The organism is Burkholderia sp. AW49-1 (assembly GCF_053427845.1).
Genome location: NZ_JBSAXF010000001.1, coordinates 687747 through 703720 on the forward strand (window position 1 = coordinate 687747; position 15974 = coordinate 703720).

The window sequence follows — 15974 nt, forward strand, 5'->3', positions numbered from 1 at the left end:
CGCGGTGGTCGTTCACTGCGCGCCGGCCGGGAAATTCACGGGCGCCGGGCGCGCACGGAGCGCTACTCCGTCGTCGGCGTCGCCGCGACCGATGCAACCGGCGCACCGGCGCGATGCGACGGCGCGAAGAGCCGCAGCCCGCTCGCGACGCTCGCGGCACCGGCAAAGCCCGCACCGAGCATCAGCGCGAGCGTCGGCCCATGACGCCCGGCGATCCCGAACGACAGCGCAACGAGCGCCGCACCGGTCGCCTGCCCGATCAGCCGCGCGGTCGCGATGATGCCGCTCGCGCCGCCGCTGCGCTCGGGCGGCGCGCTCGACATCAGCGCCTTCAGGTTCGGCGACTGGAAGAAGCCGAAGCCCGCGCCGCACAGCATCATCCGCCAGCCGATGTCGACGACGTTCGGCGCCGCCGGCAGCGCGGCGAGCGATACCATCCCCGCGCTCAGCAGCGCGAGCCCGATCGCACCGAGCAATCCGGGCGGATAACGATCCGAAAGCCGCCCCGCGATCGGCGCGGCGAGCGCGACGATCGCCGACCATGGCGTCATCAGGAAGCCGGTTTCCACCGCGTCGCGATGCAGGACGGTTTCGAAGTAGAACGGCAGCGATACGAACGCGAGCCCCTGCGCGGCGAATGCGCACACGGCCGTCAGTGCCGACAGCGTGAACACCGGCCGGCGGAACAGGTCCACCGGCAGCATCGGCGCCGGGTGCCCGGCCTGGCGGCGGATCAGCAGTGCCCCGAACGCGAGCGCGACCGCGGCAGCCGCGAACACGATGGACAGCGGCCCGCGCTGCGCGAATTCGCCGAGCGCGAAGATCAGCGATGCGAACGTGATCACGTTGAACAGTGCGGCGAGCGGATCGAACGCATGCTTGCCGCGCGCCGTCTGCGGCAGCGACGGAATCGCCACGGCAAGCGCGAGCACGCCGAGCGGCACGTTCACCGCGAACAGCCACGGCCAGGCGGCCACCGACAGGATCAGCGACGCGATCGTCGGCCCCACCGCGAACGACACGCCGACGACGAGTGCGTTGAAGCCGACGCCGCGCCCGAGCCGGTGTGCGGGAAACAGGTTGCGGATCAGCGCGACGTTCACGCTCATGATCGCGCTCGCGCCGAAGCCCTGCACGATCCGCGCCGCCGTCAGCTGCGGCAGCGTCGCCGCGAGCGAGCAGCCGAGCGATGCGAGCGTGAACACCGCGAGGCCTGCCACATACACGCGCTTGTGACCGACGATGTCGCCGAGCGACGCGAACGGCAGCAGCGTCGCGACCATCGCGAGCTGGTAGGCGTTGATGATCCACACCGACGCGGCCGGCGACGCGTGCAGGTCGGTGGCGATCGCGGGCAGCGCGGTGTTCGCGATTGCCGTGTCGAGCGTCGCGAGCGCGACGGCGAGCAGCACGGCGGACATTGCGCGCCAGTTGACGGCCGGCTCCCGGGCGCCGGCAGGGGATGCGAATTCGGACAAGATGAGGCTCGGCTGACGAGCGACGCGCGGCGTCGCGGATTGAGCGGCGCGGCACCGGGCCCCCCCTGCTGCAAGAACGGGACGCGCGGCACCGCGAGCCGTATTGTTGCAGAGCCTCATCGAGCGTGCAGGCCACTGCGTCGCCAGTCAGCGAAACGAAAGCTTCCGTGCGCCGCGTCGAGTGTGCGGCATCGTTGAGACCGCGACGATCGGCGATACGGCGGACGCCGCGGTTGCGGCCGTCACGACACCGCGCGTCGCGCGTTGCGTCCGCGCAGCCATTCGAGCGCGAGCAGCAGGCTCGTGGAGAAGATGATCAGGATCGTCGCGAGCGCGGCGATCGTCGGGCTGATGTTCTCGCGAATGCCGGTGAACATCTGGCGCGGCAGCGTCGTCTGGTCCGCGCCCGCGAGGAACAGCGTGACGACGACTTCGTCGAACGACGTCGCGAACGCGAACAGCGCACCCGACATCACGCCAGGCGCGATCACCGGCAACGTCACGCGGAAGAACGTCGTGACGGGATTCGCACCGAGCGACAAGCTCGCGCGCACCAGGTTCTGGTTGAAGCCCTGCAACGTCGCGGCCACCGTCGTCACGACGAACGGCACGCCGAGCGCCGCGTGCGCGGCGATCAGCCCCGTGTAGGTATTCGCGAGCCCGAGCGGCGCGAAGAACAGGTACATGCCGACGCCGACCACGACGACTGGCACGATCATCGGCGACAGCAGCACGGCCATCAGGAGCCCCTTGCCGCGGAAATCCGCCTTCGTGAGACCGATCGCGGCGAGCGTGCCGAGCACGGTCGCGACGACGGTCGCCGACGGCGCGACGATGAAGCTGTTCTTCGCGGCCATCCGCCACTCGTCCGACGCGATCAGGTTCTCGTACCAGCGCGTCGAGAAGCCCGGGATCGGATAGACGAGGAACGTGCTCGACGAAAACGACAGCGGTACGATGGCGAGCACCGGCAGGATCAGATACAGCAGCGTCAGCACGACGAGCACGCGCAACGCGACGTACCACGCGCGCTCGACGAACGACATGTGCGGCGCGAACAGCGGCCTGGCGAGTTTCATGGTCGGTATCCCCTTCCCGTTTCGTTGCGTGTTTCTGCTCGGGCGCTCAACCGAGGCTCACGTTGGTGCGCGTGAAGCGCCCATACACCGCATACAGCACCAGCGTCGCCGCGAGCAGCAGCCCGCCGAGCGCGCATGCCATGCCCCAGTTGATCGTCACGTTCGTGAAATACGCGACGTAGTAGCTGACCATCTGGTCGTTCGGCCCGCCGAGCAGCGCAGGCGTGATGTAGTAGCCGATCGCCAGGATGAACACGAGCAGCGCGCCGGCGCCGACGCCCGGATAGGTCTGTGGCACGTACACGCGCCAGAACGCGGCGAACGGATGGCTGCCGAGCGACACGGCCGCGCGCTGGTAGGTCGGCGGGATCGACTTCATCACGCTGTAGAGCGGCAGGATCATGAACGGCAGCAGGATGTGCGTCATCGAGATGTACACGCCGACGCGGTTGAACAGCAGCGTCAGCGGATGCGAGATCAGTCCGCTGCCGATCAGCGCCGTGTTGATGAGCCCTTCGCTCTGCAGCAGCACGATCCATGCGGCGACGCGCACGAGCACCGAGGTCCAGAACGGAATCAGCACGAGGATCATCACGAGGTTCGCGCGCCGTTCCGACAGCGTCGAGATCCAGTACGCGAGCGGATAGCCGAGCAGCAGCGCGAACAGCGTAACCGCGACGCCGATCACGAACGTGCGGCCGAAGATCGCGAGATAGATCGACTGATCGGGATCGGCCTGCACGATCTGGCCGAAACCGTCCTGCTTGTGGTCGAGCGCGGCGAGCAGGTAGAACGGCGACACCTGGCTGCCGTTTTTCGCGATCGACTGCCAGTACGCAACGTCGCCCCAGCGCGAATCGAGGTCGATCAGTTTCGTGCGTGTTTGCGCGGGCGTCAGTACCGCGTCGTTGTCGCTTTTCAGCGGCATCGCGCGCGCCGTCTTCGCGACGAGCGAGCGGTAGCCGGGAATCTCGGTGTTCAGGCGCCGCGCCAGTGCGCCCATCGCCTCGCTGTCGGCGACCTTCGTCATGTCGGCCGCGAGCGCGACGTACGCGGCGTCGGCTGGCGGCGCCTTGCGGTCCCACCCCGACAGCGCGGCGATCGTGTTCGGCAGCGCGGTCGCGATCTCGGGGTTCTGCACCGCGCGCGTGAGCAGCGTGCCGATCGGCACGACGAAGATGAGCAGCAGGAAGATCGCGAGCGGCGCGATCAGCAGCAGCGCCATCGTGCGCTTGCGGGCCTCGGCGGCCTTCAGCTCGCGCTTGAGCGCGGCTGTCGACGGCGAGGAAGGAGCGATCGTCATCGTGTTCAACGGTTCTCTCCGGCCGGGCTCGATCCGGCGGAATGCCGCGCGACGCAGTCGATGCGCCGCGCGGCAGGTTGCATCAGGACACCTGAGTAGCGGTTACTTCGTCGCCCACGCGGCGAAGCGCTGCTCGAGCTCGTCGCTGTGGTCGGTCCAGAAGCCGATGTCCTCCAGCACCGCGTTCTTGCCGTTGGCCGGCGAGTTCGGCAGGTTCGCGAGCGTCTTCGCGTCGAGCGACTTGATCGCCGCGATGTTCGCGGGGCCGTACGCGATGTGCTGCGCATACCCTTGCTGCGGCTTCGGCGTCAGCGTGTACGCGATGTACTGCTCGGCCAACGCCTTGTTCGGCGAGCCCTTCGGAATCGCCCAGTAGTCGAGGTCGTAGATGCTGCCGTTCCACACGACCTTCAGGTTCTTGCCTTCCTTCTGCGCGGCATCGATACGGCCGTTGTACGCGGTCGACATCACGACGTCGCCGGCCACCAGGAACTGCGGCGGCTGCGCGCCCGCTTCCCACCACTGGATGTACGGCTTCAGCTCGTCGAGCTTCTTGAACGCGCGGTCCTGGCCGGCCTTCGTGCCGAGCACCTTGTACACGTCCTTCGTCGCGACGCCGTCGGCCATCAGCGCGAACTCGAGGTTGTAGCGCGCGCCCTTGCGCATCCCGCGCTTGCCGGGGAATTTCTTCACGTTCCAGAAATCGGCCCAGCCGGTCGGCGCGGTCTTCAGCTTGTCCGCGTTGTACGACAGCGCGGTCGACCACACGAAGAAGCCGACGCCGCACACCTGCGGCGATTCGGGAATCAGGTCGGACTTCTTCGCGATCTTCGACCAGTCGAGCTTTTCGTACAGCCCTTCGTCGCAGCCGCGGTTCAGGTCGCCCGATTCGACTTCGACCACGTCCCAGTTGACGTGCTTCGCCTCGACCATCGCCTTCACTTTCGCCTGCTCGCCGTTGTACTCGACGGCCGTGACCTTGTTGCCGGTCGCCTTCTCGAACGGCTGGTTGAATGCGGCCTTCTGCGCGTCGCCGTTCGCGCCGCCGAAGTTGACGACCGTGAGTTCGGCCGCCGTGGCCGATGCGCCGACGACGGCGAGCGCCAGTGCGAGCGCGGTGCGACGCGCGGTAGTGCTTGCTCCGTTCATGATGGTTCCTCTCCTCTCGTGGTGGAAGTGGGCAGTTGTTGTTGACGACGTGCTGCGATAAAAGCGGGAAAACCCTGCGTCAGGCGAATACGCGCAGATGCTCGGGCGCGAATGCGAGCGATACCGGCGCGCCGGGCAAGAACGCGTCGAGCGCGCCCGTGCCGAGCGGCACCTTCACGAAGCATTCGTCCTGGCCCGGCAGCGCGCAGCGCATGCGCACGTGATCGCCGAAATAGATGAGACTGCGCGCCTCGCCGGTCACGCGGTTGGCGGTGCCGTTCGCGTGGCCGTTCGCGAGGCTCATGCGTTCGGGACGGATGCACGCGACAGCCGGCGCGCCTTCGGCCGCGTCGCCGATGCGGCGACCAACGAGCTGCGTGCCGTCGTCGAGGCGGAATTCGCAGAATTCGCCGTCGACGCGCGCGATGGTGCCGCGCAGCCGGTTGCTGTCGCCGATGAAGTTCGCGACGAACTCGTTGCACGGCGATTCGTACAGGCGGTCGACGGTATCGAGCTGCTGCACGATGCCCTTGTCGAACACCGCGACGCGATCCGACATCGTCAGCGCCTCGCCCTGGTCGTGCGTCACGTACACGAAGGTCACGCCGAGCTTCTCGTGCAGCGCCTTCAGTTCGTACTGCATGTGTTCGCGCAACTGCTTGTCGAGCGCGCCGAGCGGCTCGTCCATCAGCACGAGCTTCGGCTCGAACACGAGCGCCCGCGCGAGCGCGATGCGCTGCTGCTGGCCGCCCGACAACTGCGCCGGATAGCGTTTCGCGAAACGCTCCATCTGCACCATCTTCAGCGCATGCGCGACGCGCTCCGCGCGCTCGGCCGCCGGCAGCTTGCGCACCGACAGCGGATACGCGACGTTCTGCTCGACCGTCAGGTGCGGAAACAGCGCGTAGTTCTGGAACACCATGCCGATGTTGCGCTTGTGCGGCGGCACGGTGTTCAGCAGTTCGCCGTCGAGGCGGATTTCGCCGCCCGTCGGAAACTCGAAGCCCGCCAGCATCATCAGGCAGGTGGTCTTGCCCGAGCCGGACGGCCCGAGCAGCGTCAGGAATTCCCCTCGGTGGATGTCGAGGTCGAGCGATTTGACGACCAGCGTCTCGCCGTCGTAGGTCTTCCGCACGCCGCGAAAGCTGACGATCACATCATCGGACTTCATCGTGGCTGTCCCCTTGCTGCGCGACAAACGTTTTTGAGATGGACCCACTATACGGTGTGTACGGTTCTACAATAGGGAACCATTTCAATATTCCTAGTAGGACCACTTTGGATACCGTGATCCTGGCCGACTGGCTCTCCGCCCGTCTCGACCGCGGCTCGTCCGAGCCGATGTACCGGCAGTTGCTGCAACTCATGCAGCAAGCCATTCTCACCGGGGAATTAGGGCCGGGGACCAAGCTGCCCAGTTCGCGCACGCTGGCGGCAGACCTGTCGATCGCGCGCAATACCGTGCTGCACGTGTACGACCAGTTGACGGCCGAAGGCTACGTGCTGACGACGACCGGGAGCGGCACCTATGTCGCCGACACACGACCGGACGCGGCCGCCATCCGCGTGCCGGGCGCCGCGCCGCCGCCGCGCGGCGCCGGTGCGGCGGCGCAGCAGGACGCACAAGGCGACCTGTCGATGCGCGGGCGGCAGCTGATCGAGCATGCGGGCGTGTCGCGGCGCCAGTGGGGTGCGTTCATGCCGGGCGTACCGGATGTATCGGAGTTCCCGAGCCGGACATGGAGCCGCCTGCAGGCGCGCCTGTGGAAAGAAGCGAATCCCGAATTGTTGACCTATTCGCCGGGCGGTGGCTACCGGCCGCTGCGCCGTGCGCTCGCCGACTACCTGCGCGTCGCGCGCTCGGTCAAATGCTCGCCCGACCAGGTGATCATCACGACCGGCATCCACCAGTCGATCGACCTCGCGGTGCGGTTGCTGTCCGACATCGGCGATCGCGCGTGGGTCGAGGAGCCGTGCTACTGGGGCGTGCGCAGCGTGCTGCAGGCGACCGGCCTCGCGCTCACGCCGGTGCCCGTCGACCAGGAAGGCATCGACCCGAGCGCGAACGACATGCAGCATCCGCCGCGGCTCGTGCTCGTCACGCCGTCGCACCAGTATCCGCTCGGGATGGTGATGAGCCTCGCACGGCGCCGGATGCTGCTCGAGTACGCGCGCCAGCACCGCTGCTGGATCATCGAGGACGACTACGACAGCGAGTTCCGCTACGGCAGCCGCCCGCTCGCGTCGCTGCAGGGCCTCGACGACGGCGGCCGCGTGATCTACGTCGGCAGCCTGGGCAAGATGCTGTTCCCGGGCCTGCGGATGGGCTACATGGTCGTGCCGGAGCATCTTGTCGACACGTTCCGCACCGGGTTGTCGGAACTGTATCGCGAGGGCCAGCTGATGCAGCAGGCCGTGCTCGCCGAGTTCATCATGGACGGGCACCTGACTTCACACGTCAGGCGAATGCGCACGCTTTATGGCGAGCGCCGGCAATTGCTGATCGATGCGATCCATGCGCGCTTCGGCGACGCGCTGCCCGTGATGGGCGACGAGGCCGGCCTGCATCTGGTGCTCGGCCTGCCCGACACGTGCGACGATCGCGCGGTCACGCAAAGCGCATTCGACGCGGGTGTGATCGTGCGTCCGCTGACGAGCTACTACAGCAGCCTGGACACTGCCCGGCGCGGGCTGCTGCTCGGCTATGCGTGCGTCGCGCACGAAGGCATCGGCCCCGCGTTCGAGACGCTCGCGGCAACCATCGAACAGCATCTGCCGCAGCATTTCACGCACGCGGCATGATCGCGTGCATCACTGCGCGGCAGCCGTGCCGCGGTCGAGCGACGCCGCGCGCATCGCTTCGCCGGGCTTCGTGAACATGCGCTGCCGCAGCGCGGCGATCTGCGCGTCGCGATCCTGCGGCGGCAAGCCGGCTGCGCCGATCTGCGCACGCTGCGCCGCGTAGTCGGCGTAGCGGCTCTGCCACGATGCGTCGTCCTGCTGCATCTGCGCGACGCGCGCGGCGGCTTCCGGGCCGAGCGTCTGCGTCAGTTGCGCGCGCATCGCATCCGGCGTCGCCCCGCTCTTCTGCAACTGCGCGATCTGGTCGATCGCGGCCTGCTGCCGGTCGGTCTTCTGTCGTGCTGCGCGTTCGTCGGCGGGCATCTGCTGCGCGAGCGCCGCGAGCCGCTCCGCCTTTTGCGCATCCGTCAGCGTGCGGTCCTGCGCAATCTTCAGCCGCGCGAGATCGTAGCGCTGCCGCCACTGCTCCGAGCCGAAGAACGGCTGGCTCCAGTCGCCGAGCGCGCGCGACGCGATCGATGCGCGCTGATCGAGCGCGAGCTGCAGCGCACCGAGATCGGACTTGTCGACCGCGCCCGCCTCCGGTAGCTTCGCCAGCGCGTCGAGATACGCGCGATAACGACGCCAGACGTCGAGCGCCTCGGGTTGCGCGAGCGTGCCGTCGAGCTGTGCGGCGATCTCGCGCACGACGAGTGCATCGAGCGCGGCCGCGTTCAGGTCGCTGCGCGCCGTCAGACAGTAGTCGAAGAAATCGCGCACCGCGCGCGACTTCGCGAGATGGCCGCCGGCATCGAGCGGCAGCCTCGGCGCACTGGAACCGGCGAGCGGCAGCGGCAGGTCCGCGCTCGCGGGCAATGCGGCCTGCGGCGGTGCGGCGCGCGCGCCGCCGGGCACTGCCGCATCGACCGACGCATGCGTCGCGTCGGCGCCCCAATGCGATGCCGTGCCGCTCCAGATCGCGACGCAGGCGATCGCCGCCAGCCCCACTGCGCCGTAGACCGCAACGCGCCGCGCGAGCGGCGCGCGTCCTTCACGTGCCGTCATCGGTCACACGCCCGCGAGCTTCAGCCGGTTCGCATGCGTGCGGATCACCGCGACCGGATCTTCCGCATTCGCGCCACGCACGCCGAGCAACTGGTTGATCTCGTCGAGATGGTTCCACTTGTAGCTCGTGCTCAGCACCTTCCCGTACAGCGCACTGCACTTCGACACGAGCCCGTCGTTCTGGCCCGAGGCGCGATTGATCATCACCGTGCCCGTGCCGAACAACGCAAGCGTCGACAGGTCCAGCGCGTTGGCCGGATCGATCAGCGGAATCGTGCTGGTATCCGTCGCACCCGTCACGCCGAACGCGGAGACGGTCGGCTGAATCGCCGTGCCGGCCCACGAATACAGCAGGTGCGTATTGCCACCGACGGTTTCCGTCGGTGCACCCGTCTGGCAGCTGCCCGGCGCGCCGAGGCCTGCGCTCGGGTAATTCTGGTTGTACGTGGCGGCCTGGGAAGTCGTCAGCGTCTTCAGTGCGGCAAGCGCGTCCTGGTTGGTGTTGTTGCTGCTGCTCGTCAGGATACCGAACACATTGACGAACGCCGCGATGACCGACGACGACAATCCGGTCGGATCGTAGGCGAGCACGCCCTGCACGAAGTCCGCGAACTCCGAGCCGCGATGCGGCGTGCCGATCGTCGTCACCGACGCGACGAGATCGGGTGCAACGGCCGCGACGTAGCGCGACGTGAGGCCGCCCTGGCTGTGACCGACCAGGTTCACCTTGGTCGCACCGGTCGCCGCGAGCACCGTCTTTACGTAAGCGAGCAGTTGTTCGCCGCGCCCGTTCGGCCCGTCGTCGCTCTGGAACCCCGACAGGTTCGCGACGTAGACGGTCGCGCCATGCTGCTGCAGGTCTTCCTGGATGCCGTACCAGTACTCGAGCACGCCCGCGTACTTGTCGGTGCCGGTGAGCCCGTGCACGAGGATGATCGGATAACGCGTCGCCGCGTAGTCGTCCGCCGGCGCGGTTGCCGCCATCGCCGCGTGCGTCGTCGCGAGCGTCATCAGCGCGGTCGACCCCGCGAACGGCGCGACGCTCATCGCGCAAGCCACTGCCCCTGCCACCACCCTGGAACGCATCGATCTGGCCATGCATGTTCTCCTGATTATTGTGCTGCCGGTGCGAATGAGATCGGATCGACGCGCACGGCAGGTCGCGAACGGACGGTTGCGGGCAACGTGTGCGTCGAATGCGGGAGTGAATCACGAGTCGCGAACGATTGCGCCCTGACTAGAAACGGTTCTCTAATCGGTTGACGCGCCCCGCCCATTCGGGCGGGGCTGCGTTCACGCGTGCGCATGCTGCATCGCACACGCGCGCCACGCGTTACAGCTTCGCGCTCACACGCAGCCATGCCGTGCGCCCCGGCTCCATCACCGGCGCGTTCGCCGGATAGCCGAAGCCCGCATTGCCGGCGAGGTTCAAATGCTCGCTGTAGGCCTTGTTCAGTACGTTGTCGATGCCGACCGAGATCTGCACCTTCTTGCTGACGTTGTACTGCGCATGCAGCGACAGCACGCCGAAGCCGGCGCTCGGACCGAAGTCCTTGCCCACCACGTTGCCTTCGTTCACGGCATAGCGATGCTGCGGTGCAACGACCCGCCACAGGCCGCCGGCCGACCATGCGCCGCGCGTGTATTCGAGCCCGAAGCGCGCCTCGAGCGGCGGCATCTGCGGCAGCGGATCGCCGCTCGTCGCGTTGCGCCCCCACGCATAGGCGAGCGACGTCTCGACGCGCAGCGGTGCGACCGGCCGCCACGACACGCCGGCTTCGCCGCCCATGATCTGCGCGTTGACGTTGGTCGCCTGCGTGGTCGGCCCCATCATTCCGGCCGCGTAGTTGAACAGGATGTAGTCCTGCACATATCCCGCGTAGGCGGACACCCATGCATCGAACCGGTCGCTTTTGTACTGCGCGCCGATGTCGAGTTGCGTGGTCTTCTCCGGCTGCACCGCCGAGAACGCGTTGACCGAACCGGCCGGCCCGCGCTTCGCGGAGAACAGCTCCCAGTAGTCCGGATAGCGTTCCGCGTGACCGATCCCCGCGTACCATGTGACCGGTAGCGCAGCGAGATCGCGCTCGTACCGCACGAAGCCGCTCGGCAGCACGCGCGCGCGATCGTCGTCGAAGGTCGGGTTCGGCTTGCTCGACATCATCCCGCGCGTCGTCGCACGCTTGTCGCGCGCGCTCGCGTAGTCGACCCGCGCGCCGCCGATCACGCGCGACGCATCGCTCGCATACCACGTCAGCTCGCCGAACGCGCCGGCGTTCCACATCGTCGCCTGCGCGTCCCACGGCTGGTCGCTGTAGTTCTGTCGCCCCATCGCCGAGCGGGCATCGAGCCGGTTCGACTGCGCATCGACGCCGGTCACGAGCTTGAAGTCGTCGCCGAATCGGAAAGTCGCGGCCGCCCGCGCACCGAGCGTGCGGCGCCGCACCTCGGATGCCATTCGCATCGGCATGCTGCTGGTCGGGTCGGGTTGCCGCAGCGTGTAGTTGTCCATCACGTGGTCGGCTTCGTTGTAGTAGACGCGCGCTTCGATCCGGTCGAGCACGTCGCCGAGATGCCGCTTGTCGAACGACAGGCCGAACGTCTCGCGGCGGAAATGAGCGCCGTCCATCCCGCGCCCCGCGTAGCGCGCATAACCGTCACCGGTGCCCGCCGTCAGTTCGACGCGCGTGTGATCGTCGGGCGTCCAGCCCAGCGCCGCGTCCGCGTTCCACTTGTCCCATTGCGACGGTACGGTGTTGCCGTTGCCGTCCTCGTAGTCCTGCGCGTGCGCATGGTTCGCGGTCACGCGGCCGTAGACGTCCGGCGTCCCGGCCGTCACGTCGACGTTCTGGTCGTTGCGGCCGAACGATCCACCGACCACGCTGCCGTCGAAGCGCATGCCGGGGCGCTCGAAGCGCGGCGTCACGCGTTCGAACAGCACGGTGCCGGCCGATGCGCCGGGGCCATATAGCACCGTCTGCGGACCCTTCACGACGGTGACCTTGTCATAGCTTTCCGGCGCGATATAAGAGGTCGGCGCATCCATCCGGTTCGGGCACGCGCCGAGCGTCGGCATCCCGTTCGCGAGAATGGTCAGCCGCGACCCGAACATCCCGCGCAGCACGGGGTCGCCGTTCGTTCCTCCGCTGCGGATCGACGTGAAGCCGGGAATCGTCTTCAGGTAGTCCGCGCCGTCGCTCGCCGGCAGCGGCTGACGCGGCGTCTTCGGATCCGTGACGACGACGAGCGGCGTCGTCAGCGGCGACGCAACGACTTCGACGGGTGGCAGCAGCGCGGCCGCGGCGTCCGTCGGCGCACCGGCGGCCTGCGCGGAGTCGGTCGCGGCCGCAGCTGCGGTCATCGCGCCGACGGCCAGCGCGGGAACAGTGAGTTTCAGCATCCGCGGCACGCGCCGCGCACGAGAATGGCGCGCCGCCCTCGGCGCGCGCAAGGAAAGAATGGTCATGATCGAAAGCCCGAGTGACGCCCTCCACGCGGCCTCGACGGACCGCACGGATATGGGCGATGAATGGAACGGAAGACAGCGCGTCAGGCGCGCTCGGGCGGTGCGCGTGGATACGCGCGCGGATAGCGGTCGGCGTGTGCCGCAACCGCATGTGGCGCGGTGGCGGAAAGGGCATGAGAGGGGGCGAAGGCGAACGGTGCGGCTGCCGCACCGCCGATCGCGGGACTGTGCGCGAAGAAGCTGCAATAGCCGCACGCATCAGGATGCAGCACATGGCCGTGCGCGCGGCCCGCATCGGGCGCGCGGTGTGCGCCATGCTCTGCACTGCAGACGATCGCGTCGGGGGTGGCCGCCTGCGCGATGCGCCACTGCGACACCAGCGGCGCCGCGATCGCGAGCCAGATCGCGAACACGCCGAGCCAGGCGGTCAGGTGACGATGTCGGTGCAGCATGCGCGGCGATGCGTAAGCGGAATGTAAAAGCAGCCGAGATGTTACAGAATGTTCGCCGCGATGGCCAGTCGCGCATCGCGGTAAACGGACCGGGGGCGCATGGTTGTCGATACAACCATGCGCCCCCGGCTGCTACACGGCTTCAGCGCGCGACAATCACGGCACCATGCGTCGCAGCACGTCGTCGCGCCGGATGAAGTGGTGGTAAAGCGCGGCCAGTGCGTGCAGGCCGATCACGAAGTAGAACGCGTTACCGATCAGTTCGTGCGCTTCCTTGATCGTCGGCCGCAGCGCCTTGTCCGGGCCGAACAGCGTGAACGACACGCCGATCCAGTCGAGCGATACGGGCTTGCCGCCCATGTTGACCAGCATGATGCCGAGCAGCGGCTGCGCAATGATGAATGCATACAGCGCGAAATGCGCGAGCTTCGACAGCCACTTGAGCAGCGTCGTCTGTGGAATAGGTTCCGGCACGCGGCTGATCATGCGCCACAGCACGCGCAGCACCGACAGCACGAGCACGAAGGTACCTGCCAGCAAGTGCACGTTCATCCAGAACACGCGACTGTCACTGCCTTTCGGGCCGCGAATCTCGACGGCCAGATAGGCCAGCGCCACCAGCAGGAAGATGGCCCAGTGGAAGAAGATTGCGGGTGAGCTGTAGCGCGTCTGTTTCGCGAGGATGTTTTTCATGCTGTGTCTCGTAATTGCTCGTGTGGTATGCGGGGCCCGCACATGCCGCGGCTGACGCGCCCCGGTGGTTGCCCCGATTGTAGCGTCACGCACGACCGGTGTTGTGCGACCGGATCAAATATCCGAGGAATCCGCGCGGCCCGTCCACCGCCCCCATATGGAAAGTCCGAATCGCGCGCACCTGCGGCTGTGGCAGGATGAAGCTTTGGTGCGACGTTGCGCGGGCATCATGAGCAAAGCGTTCTTCGTTGCGGCCTACCGGCTGATCGCCGCGTTGCTCGCGGTGTCGACCACGCTGCACAGCGTCGCCGGCTACTGGGGCATGCCTGCCTTCCATCTCGGCAACTACTTCAGCTACTTCACGCAACTGAGCAGCCTCTATGCCGCGGCCATGCTGGTCGTGGGGCTGTCGCGTGTCACGCGTCCCGGCTCGGCGCGCTACGAATCGATGCGCGGCGCTGCCGTGCTCTACGTGCTGATCACCGCGATCGTGTACGAACTGCTGCTCGCCCGGCTCGATGCGTTGCGCCACGTCACACCGGCCCTCAACAACTGGGTCCTGCACCGGATCGTGCCTTTCGTCGTGCTGTGCGACTGGCTGTACGTGGAACCGCGCTCGCCGATCGCATGGCGAAGTGCGTTCGCGTGGCTCGGCTTTCCGGTCGTCTATCTCGGCTACACGCTCGTGCGCGGCGCGCTGGAGAACTGGTATCCCTACCCGTTCGTCGATCCGCGCCCGCACGGGTACCTGCCGGTCGCGATCCAGTGTTCGCTGATCGCGCTCGGCGCGGCGGGGCTCGCGCTGGGCATTCGCTGGCTCGGCAATCATGCGAGGCAGCCCGGCACCGCGGAGCTCAAGGAAGGGTGAAGACGGGAACGTGTGCGCCGCGCGGCGCACACGTCGTGACGCGGCGCGTCAGCCGCCGTTGCGCGGCAGGAAGTTCATCGGATCGACGACCTTGCCGTTCTGCCGGACTTCGAAGTCGAACGTCGCGCGACCGCTCGCGTCGGTGCCCATCTCGGCGACCGGCTGACCCGCACGCACCGCGTCGCCTTCGTTGACGAGCAGCTTGCCGTTGTGCCCGTAGGCCGTGATGAGCCCGTTGTCGTGCTTCAGGATCACGAGCGGGCCGTATGCCTTGACGCCGGAGCCGGCGTAGACCACGCGCCCGTTCGCCGCGGCCCGCACCGAACGGTCGGGCCCGGTCGCGGCGATCACGATGCCGCGCGTCTTGCCGGCCTGGAACGGCGCGGCGACCATGCCCGTGGCCGGCCAGGCGAGCGAGCCCGGTTGCACGGCAGCGGCAGGCGACTGCCCGAGCGAGGTCGCGGCAGGCGGCGGCGCGACGCGCAGCACCTGGCCGGGCGACAAGACGTCATTCGGCGACATGTGGTTCCAGCTGGCCACGTCCTGCACGCGCTGCCCGTAGGCGGCGGCGACACCGGCGAGCGTGTCGCCCGGATTCACGCGGTAATAGCCGGCGATCACGCCCGGCGTGGCGACCGACGCCGGCGTCGATGGCCGTACCGGCTGCCAGCTGTCGGTCCACGGCGTCATCGTACAGCCCGTCAGCGCGGCAGCCGCGGCAACGAGCGCCGCCTGCGGCAACCAGCGCGCCAGCGCATCGTGGATCGGAATCGTTTTTCTCAAGGGTCCTCCGGATTTGCGTCGTTGCACCGCCCGCCGCCCTCCGGCGTGCGACGCACGATGTCCGGCCAGGCGGCCGGACCAACCATTATCCGACCGCTCTCGCGGCCGTCAGTTTCCACAGCGGGACGTCGGCGCGAACGGGCTCACCGGCCCCTTTTTCGCGCCACTTTCGCGTCGTCCCGGCCGTCAAAGATACCATCTGTCGTGGTCAGGACCGCGACAGGCGCCCGATCCGGCAACAATCTTGCGGTATGGCAGACGCAGGTCGGCGGGCCGCGATCTGCTCCGCACGGAGCATCCCGAGAGGCTGCAGGCCACCGTTCCGCGGCCGTCCGCCGTGTCGGCCGCGATGACCGCCGCCCCGCTGTCAGCCGCCTCCTATACTCGGAGGTGCACCGCTCGATCCAGCGATAACGAGGAGAAAACCATGAACAATGCGACGTTTCTGTCCGTGCAGCTCAACGCCGAGGATTTCGCCGGCTCCAGCGGCCTCGTCGAATTGCTCAACCGGCACCTGTTGTTCGCGACGGACGTCGCCGAAGCGGCGGACGCACTCGTCCAGCTGGCGAGCGTCGCGCACCTGAGCGGCGCCACCCGGCACAGCGTCGAGCTGCCGGTACTCGCGATCGAGCGGCTACGCGACGCGCTCGACACGCTGAGCGGCTACGACGAGGCCTGGCTGCAGGCGCTGGAGCCGGCCGACGCGCTGTTCCGGGACATCGGCCGCGGGCCGCGGCCGCTGCATTGACACGGCGGGGCGCCGCCAATGAAAAGAGCCCGTCGTTCCGTGATGCGGAACGACGGGCTGCGGGTACTGCGTGGGGTCACATCAGGCCGCACTTGCGGCCCGGCGATCG

General features: G+C 67.9%; 14 protein-coding genes. 3 read left to right on the forward strand and 11 right to left on the reverse strand.

The window, feature by feature from the left end; all coding sequences use genetic code 11:
- Nucleotides 1–62: 62 nt before the first annotated feature.
- The 5 genes from ACV22W_RS02925 to ACV22W_RS02945 form a co-directional block, all read right to left on the reverse strand.
- On the reverse strand, nt 63–1478 hold the full coding sequence (locus ACV22W_RS02925; RefSeq protein ID WP_448017636.1) for an MFS transporter: 1416 nt from the start codon (nt 1476–1478) through the stop codon (nt 63–65).
- 242 nt (nt 1479–1720) lie between these two features.
- Nucleotides 1721–2557, reverse strand: a complete 837-nt coding sequence (locus ACV22W_RS02930; protein WP_040141016.1) for an ABC transporter permease — start codon at nt 2555–2557, stop codon at nt 1721–1723.
- A 46-nt stretch (nt 2558–2603) separates the two neighbouring features.
- Complete coding sequence (locus ACV22W_RS02935; RefSeq protein ID WP_448018112.1) at nt 2604–3860, reverse strand: ABC transporter permease; 1257 nt, start codon at nt 3858–3860, stop codon at nt 2604–2606.
- Nucleotides 3861–3962: 102 nt separating this feature from the next.
- Nucleotides 3963–5009 carry an ABC transporter substrate-binding protein gene (locus tag ACV22W_RS02940; RefSeq protein ID WP_448017637.1) on the reverse strand — a complete coding sequence of 349 codons (1047 nt, stop codon included), beginning with the start codon at nt 5007–5009 and terminating at the stop codon, nt 3963–3965.
- A gap of 79 nt (nt 5010–5088) precedes the next feature.
- Nucleotides 5089–6180: an ABC transporter ATP-binding protein gene (locus ACV22W_RS02945; protein WP_448017638.1), complete on the reverse strand. Its 1092-nt coding sequence runs from the start codon at nt 6178–6180 to the stop codon at nt 5089–5091.
- A 107-nt stretch (nt 6181–6287) separates the two neighbouring features.
- Between ACV22W_RS02945 and pdxR the strand changes: the two genes are divergently transcribed.
- Entirely contained in the window at nt 6288–7811 is a 1524-nt protein-coding gene (gene pdxR, locus ACV22W_RS02950; RefSeq protein ID WP_448017639.1) for a MocR-like pyridoxine biosynthesis transcription factor PdxR, read from the forward strand.
- A gap of 9 nt (nt 7812–7820) precedes the next feature.
- Here the strand turns inward: pdxR and ACV22W_RS02955 are convergent, their stop codons facing one another.
- The 5 genes from ACV22W_RS02955 to ACV22W_RS02975 form a co-directional block, all read right to left on the reverse strand.
- Complete coding sequence (locus tag ACV22W_RS02955) at nt 7821–8855, reverse strand: lipase secretion chaperone (protein ID WP_448017640.1); 1035 nt, start codon at nt 8853–8855, stop codon at nt 7821–7823.
- Between the two features lie 3 nt (nt 8856–8858).
- Nucleotides 8859–9953 carry an alpha/beta fold hydrolase gene (locus ACV22W_RS02960; RefSeq protein WP_448017641.1) on the reverse strand — a complete coding sequence of 365 codons (1095 nt, stop codon included), beginning with the start codon at nt 9951–9953 and terminating at the stop codon, nt 8859–8861.
- 235 nt (nt 9954–10188) lie between these two features.
- Nucleotides 10189–12321, reverse strand: a complete 2133-nt coding sequence (locus ACV22W_RS02965) for a TonB-dependent copper receptor (protein WP_448017642.1) — start codon at nt 12319–12321, stop codon at nt 10189–10191.
- Nucleotides 12322–12404: 83 nt separating this feature from the next.
- The gene (locus tag ACV22W_RS02970) at nt 12405–12773 is read right to left on the reverse strand and encodes a DUF2946 domain-containing protein (protein WP_448017643.1); all 369 of its coding nucleotides are present in this window, start codon (nt 12771–12773) and stop codon (nt 12405–12407) included.
- Nucleotides 12774–12929: 156 nt separating this feature from the next.
- On the reverse strand, nt 12930–13466 hold the full coding sequence (locus ACV22W_RS02975; RefSeq protein WP_448017644.1) for a cytochrome b: 537 nt from the start codon (nt 13464–13466) through the stop codon (nt 12930–12932).
- A 229-nt stretch (nt 13467–13695) separates the two neighbouring features.
- Between ACV22W_RS02975 and ACV22W_RS02980 the strand changes: the two genes are divergently transcribed.
- Nucleotides 13696–14334, forward strand: coding sequence for a Pr6Pr family membrane protein (locus ACV22W_RS02980; RefSeq protein WP_448017645.1), 639 nt, complete (start codon nt 13696–13698; stop codon nt 14332–14334).
- Between the two features lie 48 nt (nt 14335–14382).
- Here ACV22W_RS02980 and ACV22W_RS02985 read toward each other — a convergent pair whose 3' ends face one another.
- Entirely contained in the window at nt 14383–15117 is a 735-nt protein-coding gene (locus tag ACV22W_RS02985) for a peptidoglycan DD-metalloendopeptidase family protein (RefSeq protein ID WP_448017646.1), read from the reverse strand.
- A 427-nt stretch (nt 15118–15544) separates the two neighbouring features.
- On the opposite strand from ACV22W_RS02985, the gene ACV22W_RS02990 reads away from it, so the two are divergent.
- A complete protein-coding gene (locus ACV22W_RS02990; RefSeq protein ID WP_006760526.1) occupies nt 15545–15865 on the forward strand; it encodes a hypothetical protein in 321 nt (106 codons plus the stop codon).
- The last annotated feature ends 109 nt before the right edge of the window (nt 15866–15974 follow it).

Coding starts and splice junctions, on each gene's coding strand:
- ACV22W_RS02975 (WP_448017644.1), bottom strand. CDS start 13,466: ATGAAAAACATCCTCGCGAAACAGACGCGCTACAGCTCACCCGCAATC.
- ACV22W_RS02940 (WP_448017637.1), bottom strand. CDS start 5,009: ATGAACGGAGCAAGCACTACCGCGCGTCGCACCGCGCTCGCACTGGCG.
- ACV22W_RS02960 (WP_448017641.1), bottom strand. CDS start 9,953: ATGGCCAGATCGATGCGTTCCAGGGTGGTGGCAGGGGCAGTGGCTTGC.
- ACV22W_RS02980 (WP_448017645.1), top strand. CDS start 13,696: ATGAGCAAAGCGTTCTTCGTTGCGGCCTACCGGCTGATCGCCGCGTTG.
- ACV22W_RS02990 (WP_006760526.1), top strand. CDS start 15,545: ATGAACAATGCGACGTTTCTGTCCGTGCAGCTCAACGCCGAGGATTTC.
- ACV22W_RS02970 (WP_448017643.1), bottom strand. CDS start 12,773: ATGCTGCACCGACATCGTCACCTGACCGCCTGGCTCGGCGTGTTCGCG.
- ACV22W_RS02965 (WP_448017642.1), bottom strand. CDS start 12,321: ATGACCATTCTTTCCTTGCGCGCGCCGAGGGCGGCGCGCCATTCTCGT.
- ACV22W_RS02935 (WP_448018112.1), bottom strand. CDS start 3,860: ATGACGATCGCTCCTTCCTCGCCGTCGACAGCCGCGCTCAAGCGCGAG.
- ACV22W_RS02955 (WP_448017640.1), bottom strand. CDS start 8,855: ATGACGGCACGTGAAGGACGCGCGCCGCTCGCGCGGCGCGTTGCGGTC.
- ACV22W_RS02930 (WP_040141016.1), bottom strand. CDS start 2,557: ATGAAACTCGCCAGGCCGCTGTTCGCGCCGCACATGTCGTTCGTCGAG.
- ACV22W_RS02945 (WP_448017638.1), bottom strand. CDS start 6,180: ATGAAGTCCGATGATGTGATCGTCAGCTTTCGCGGCGTGCGGAAGACC.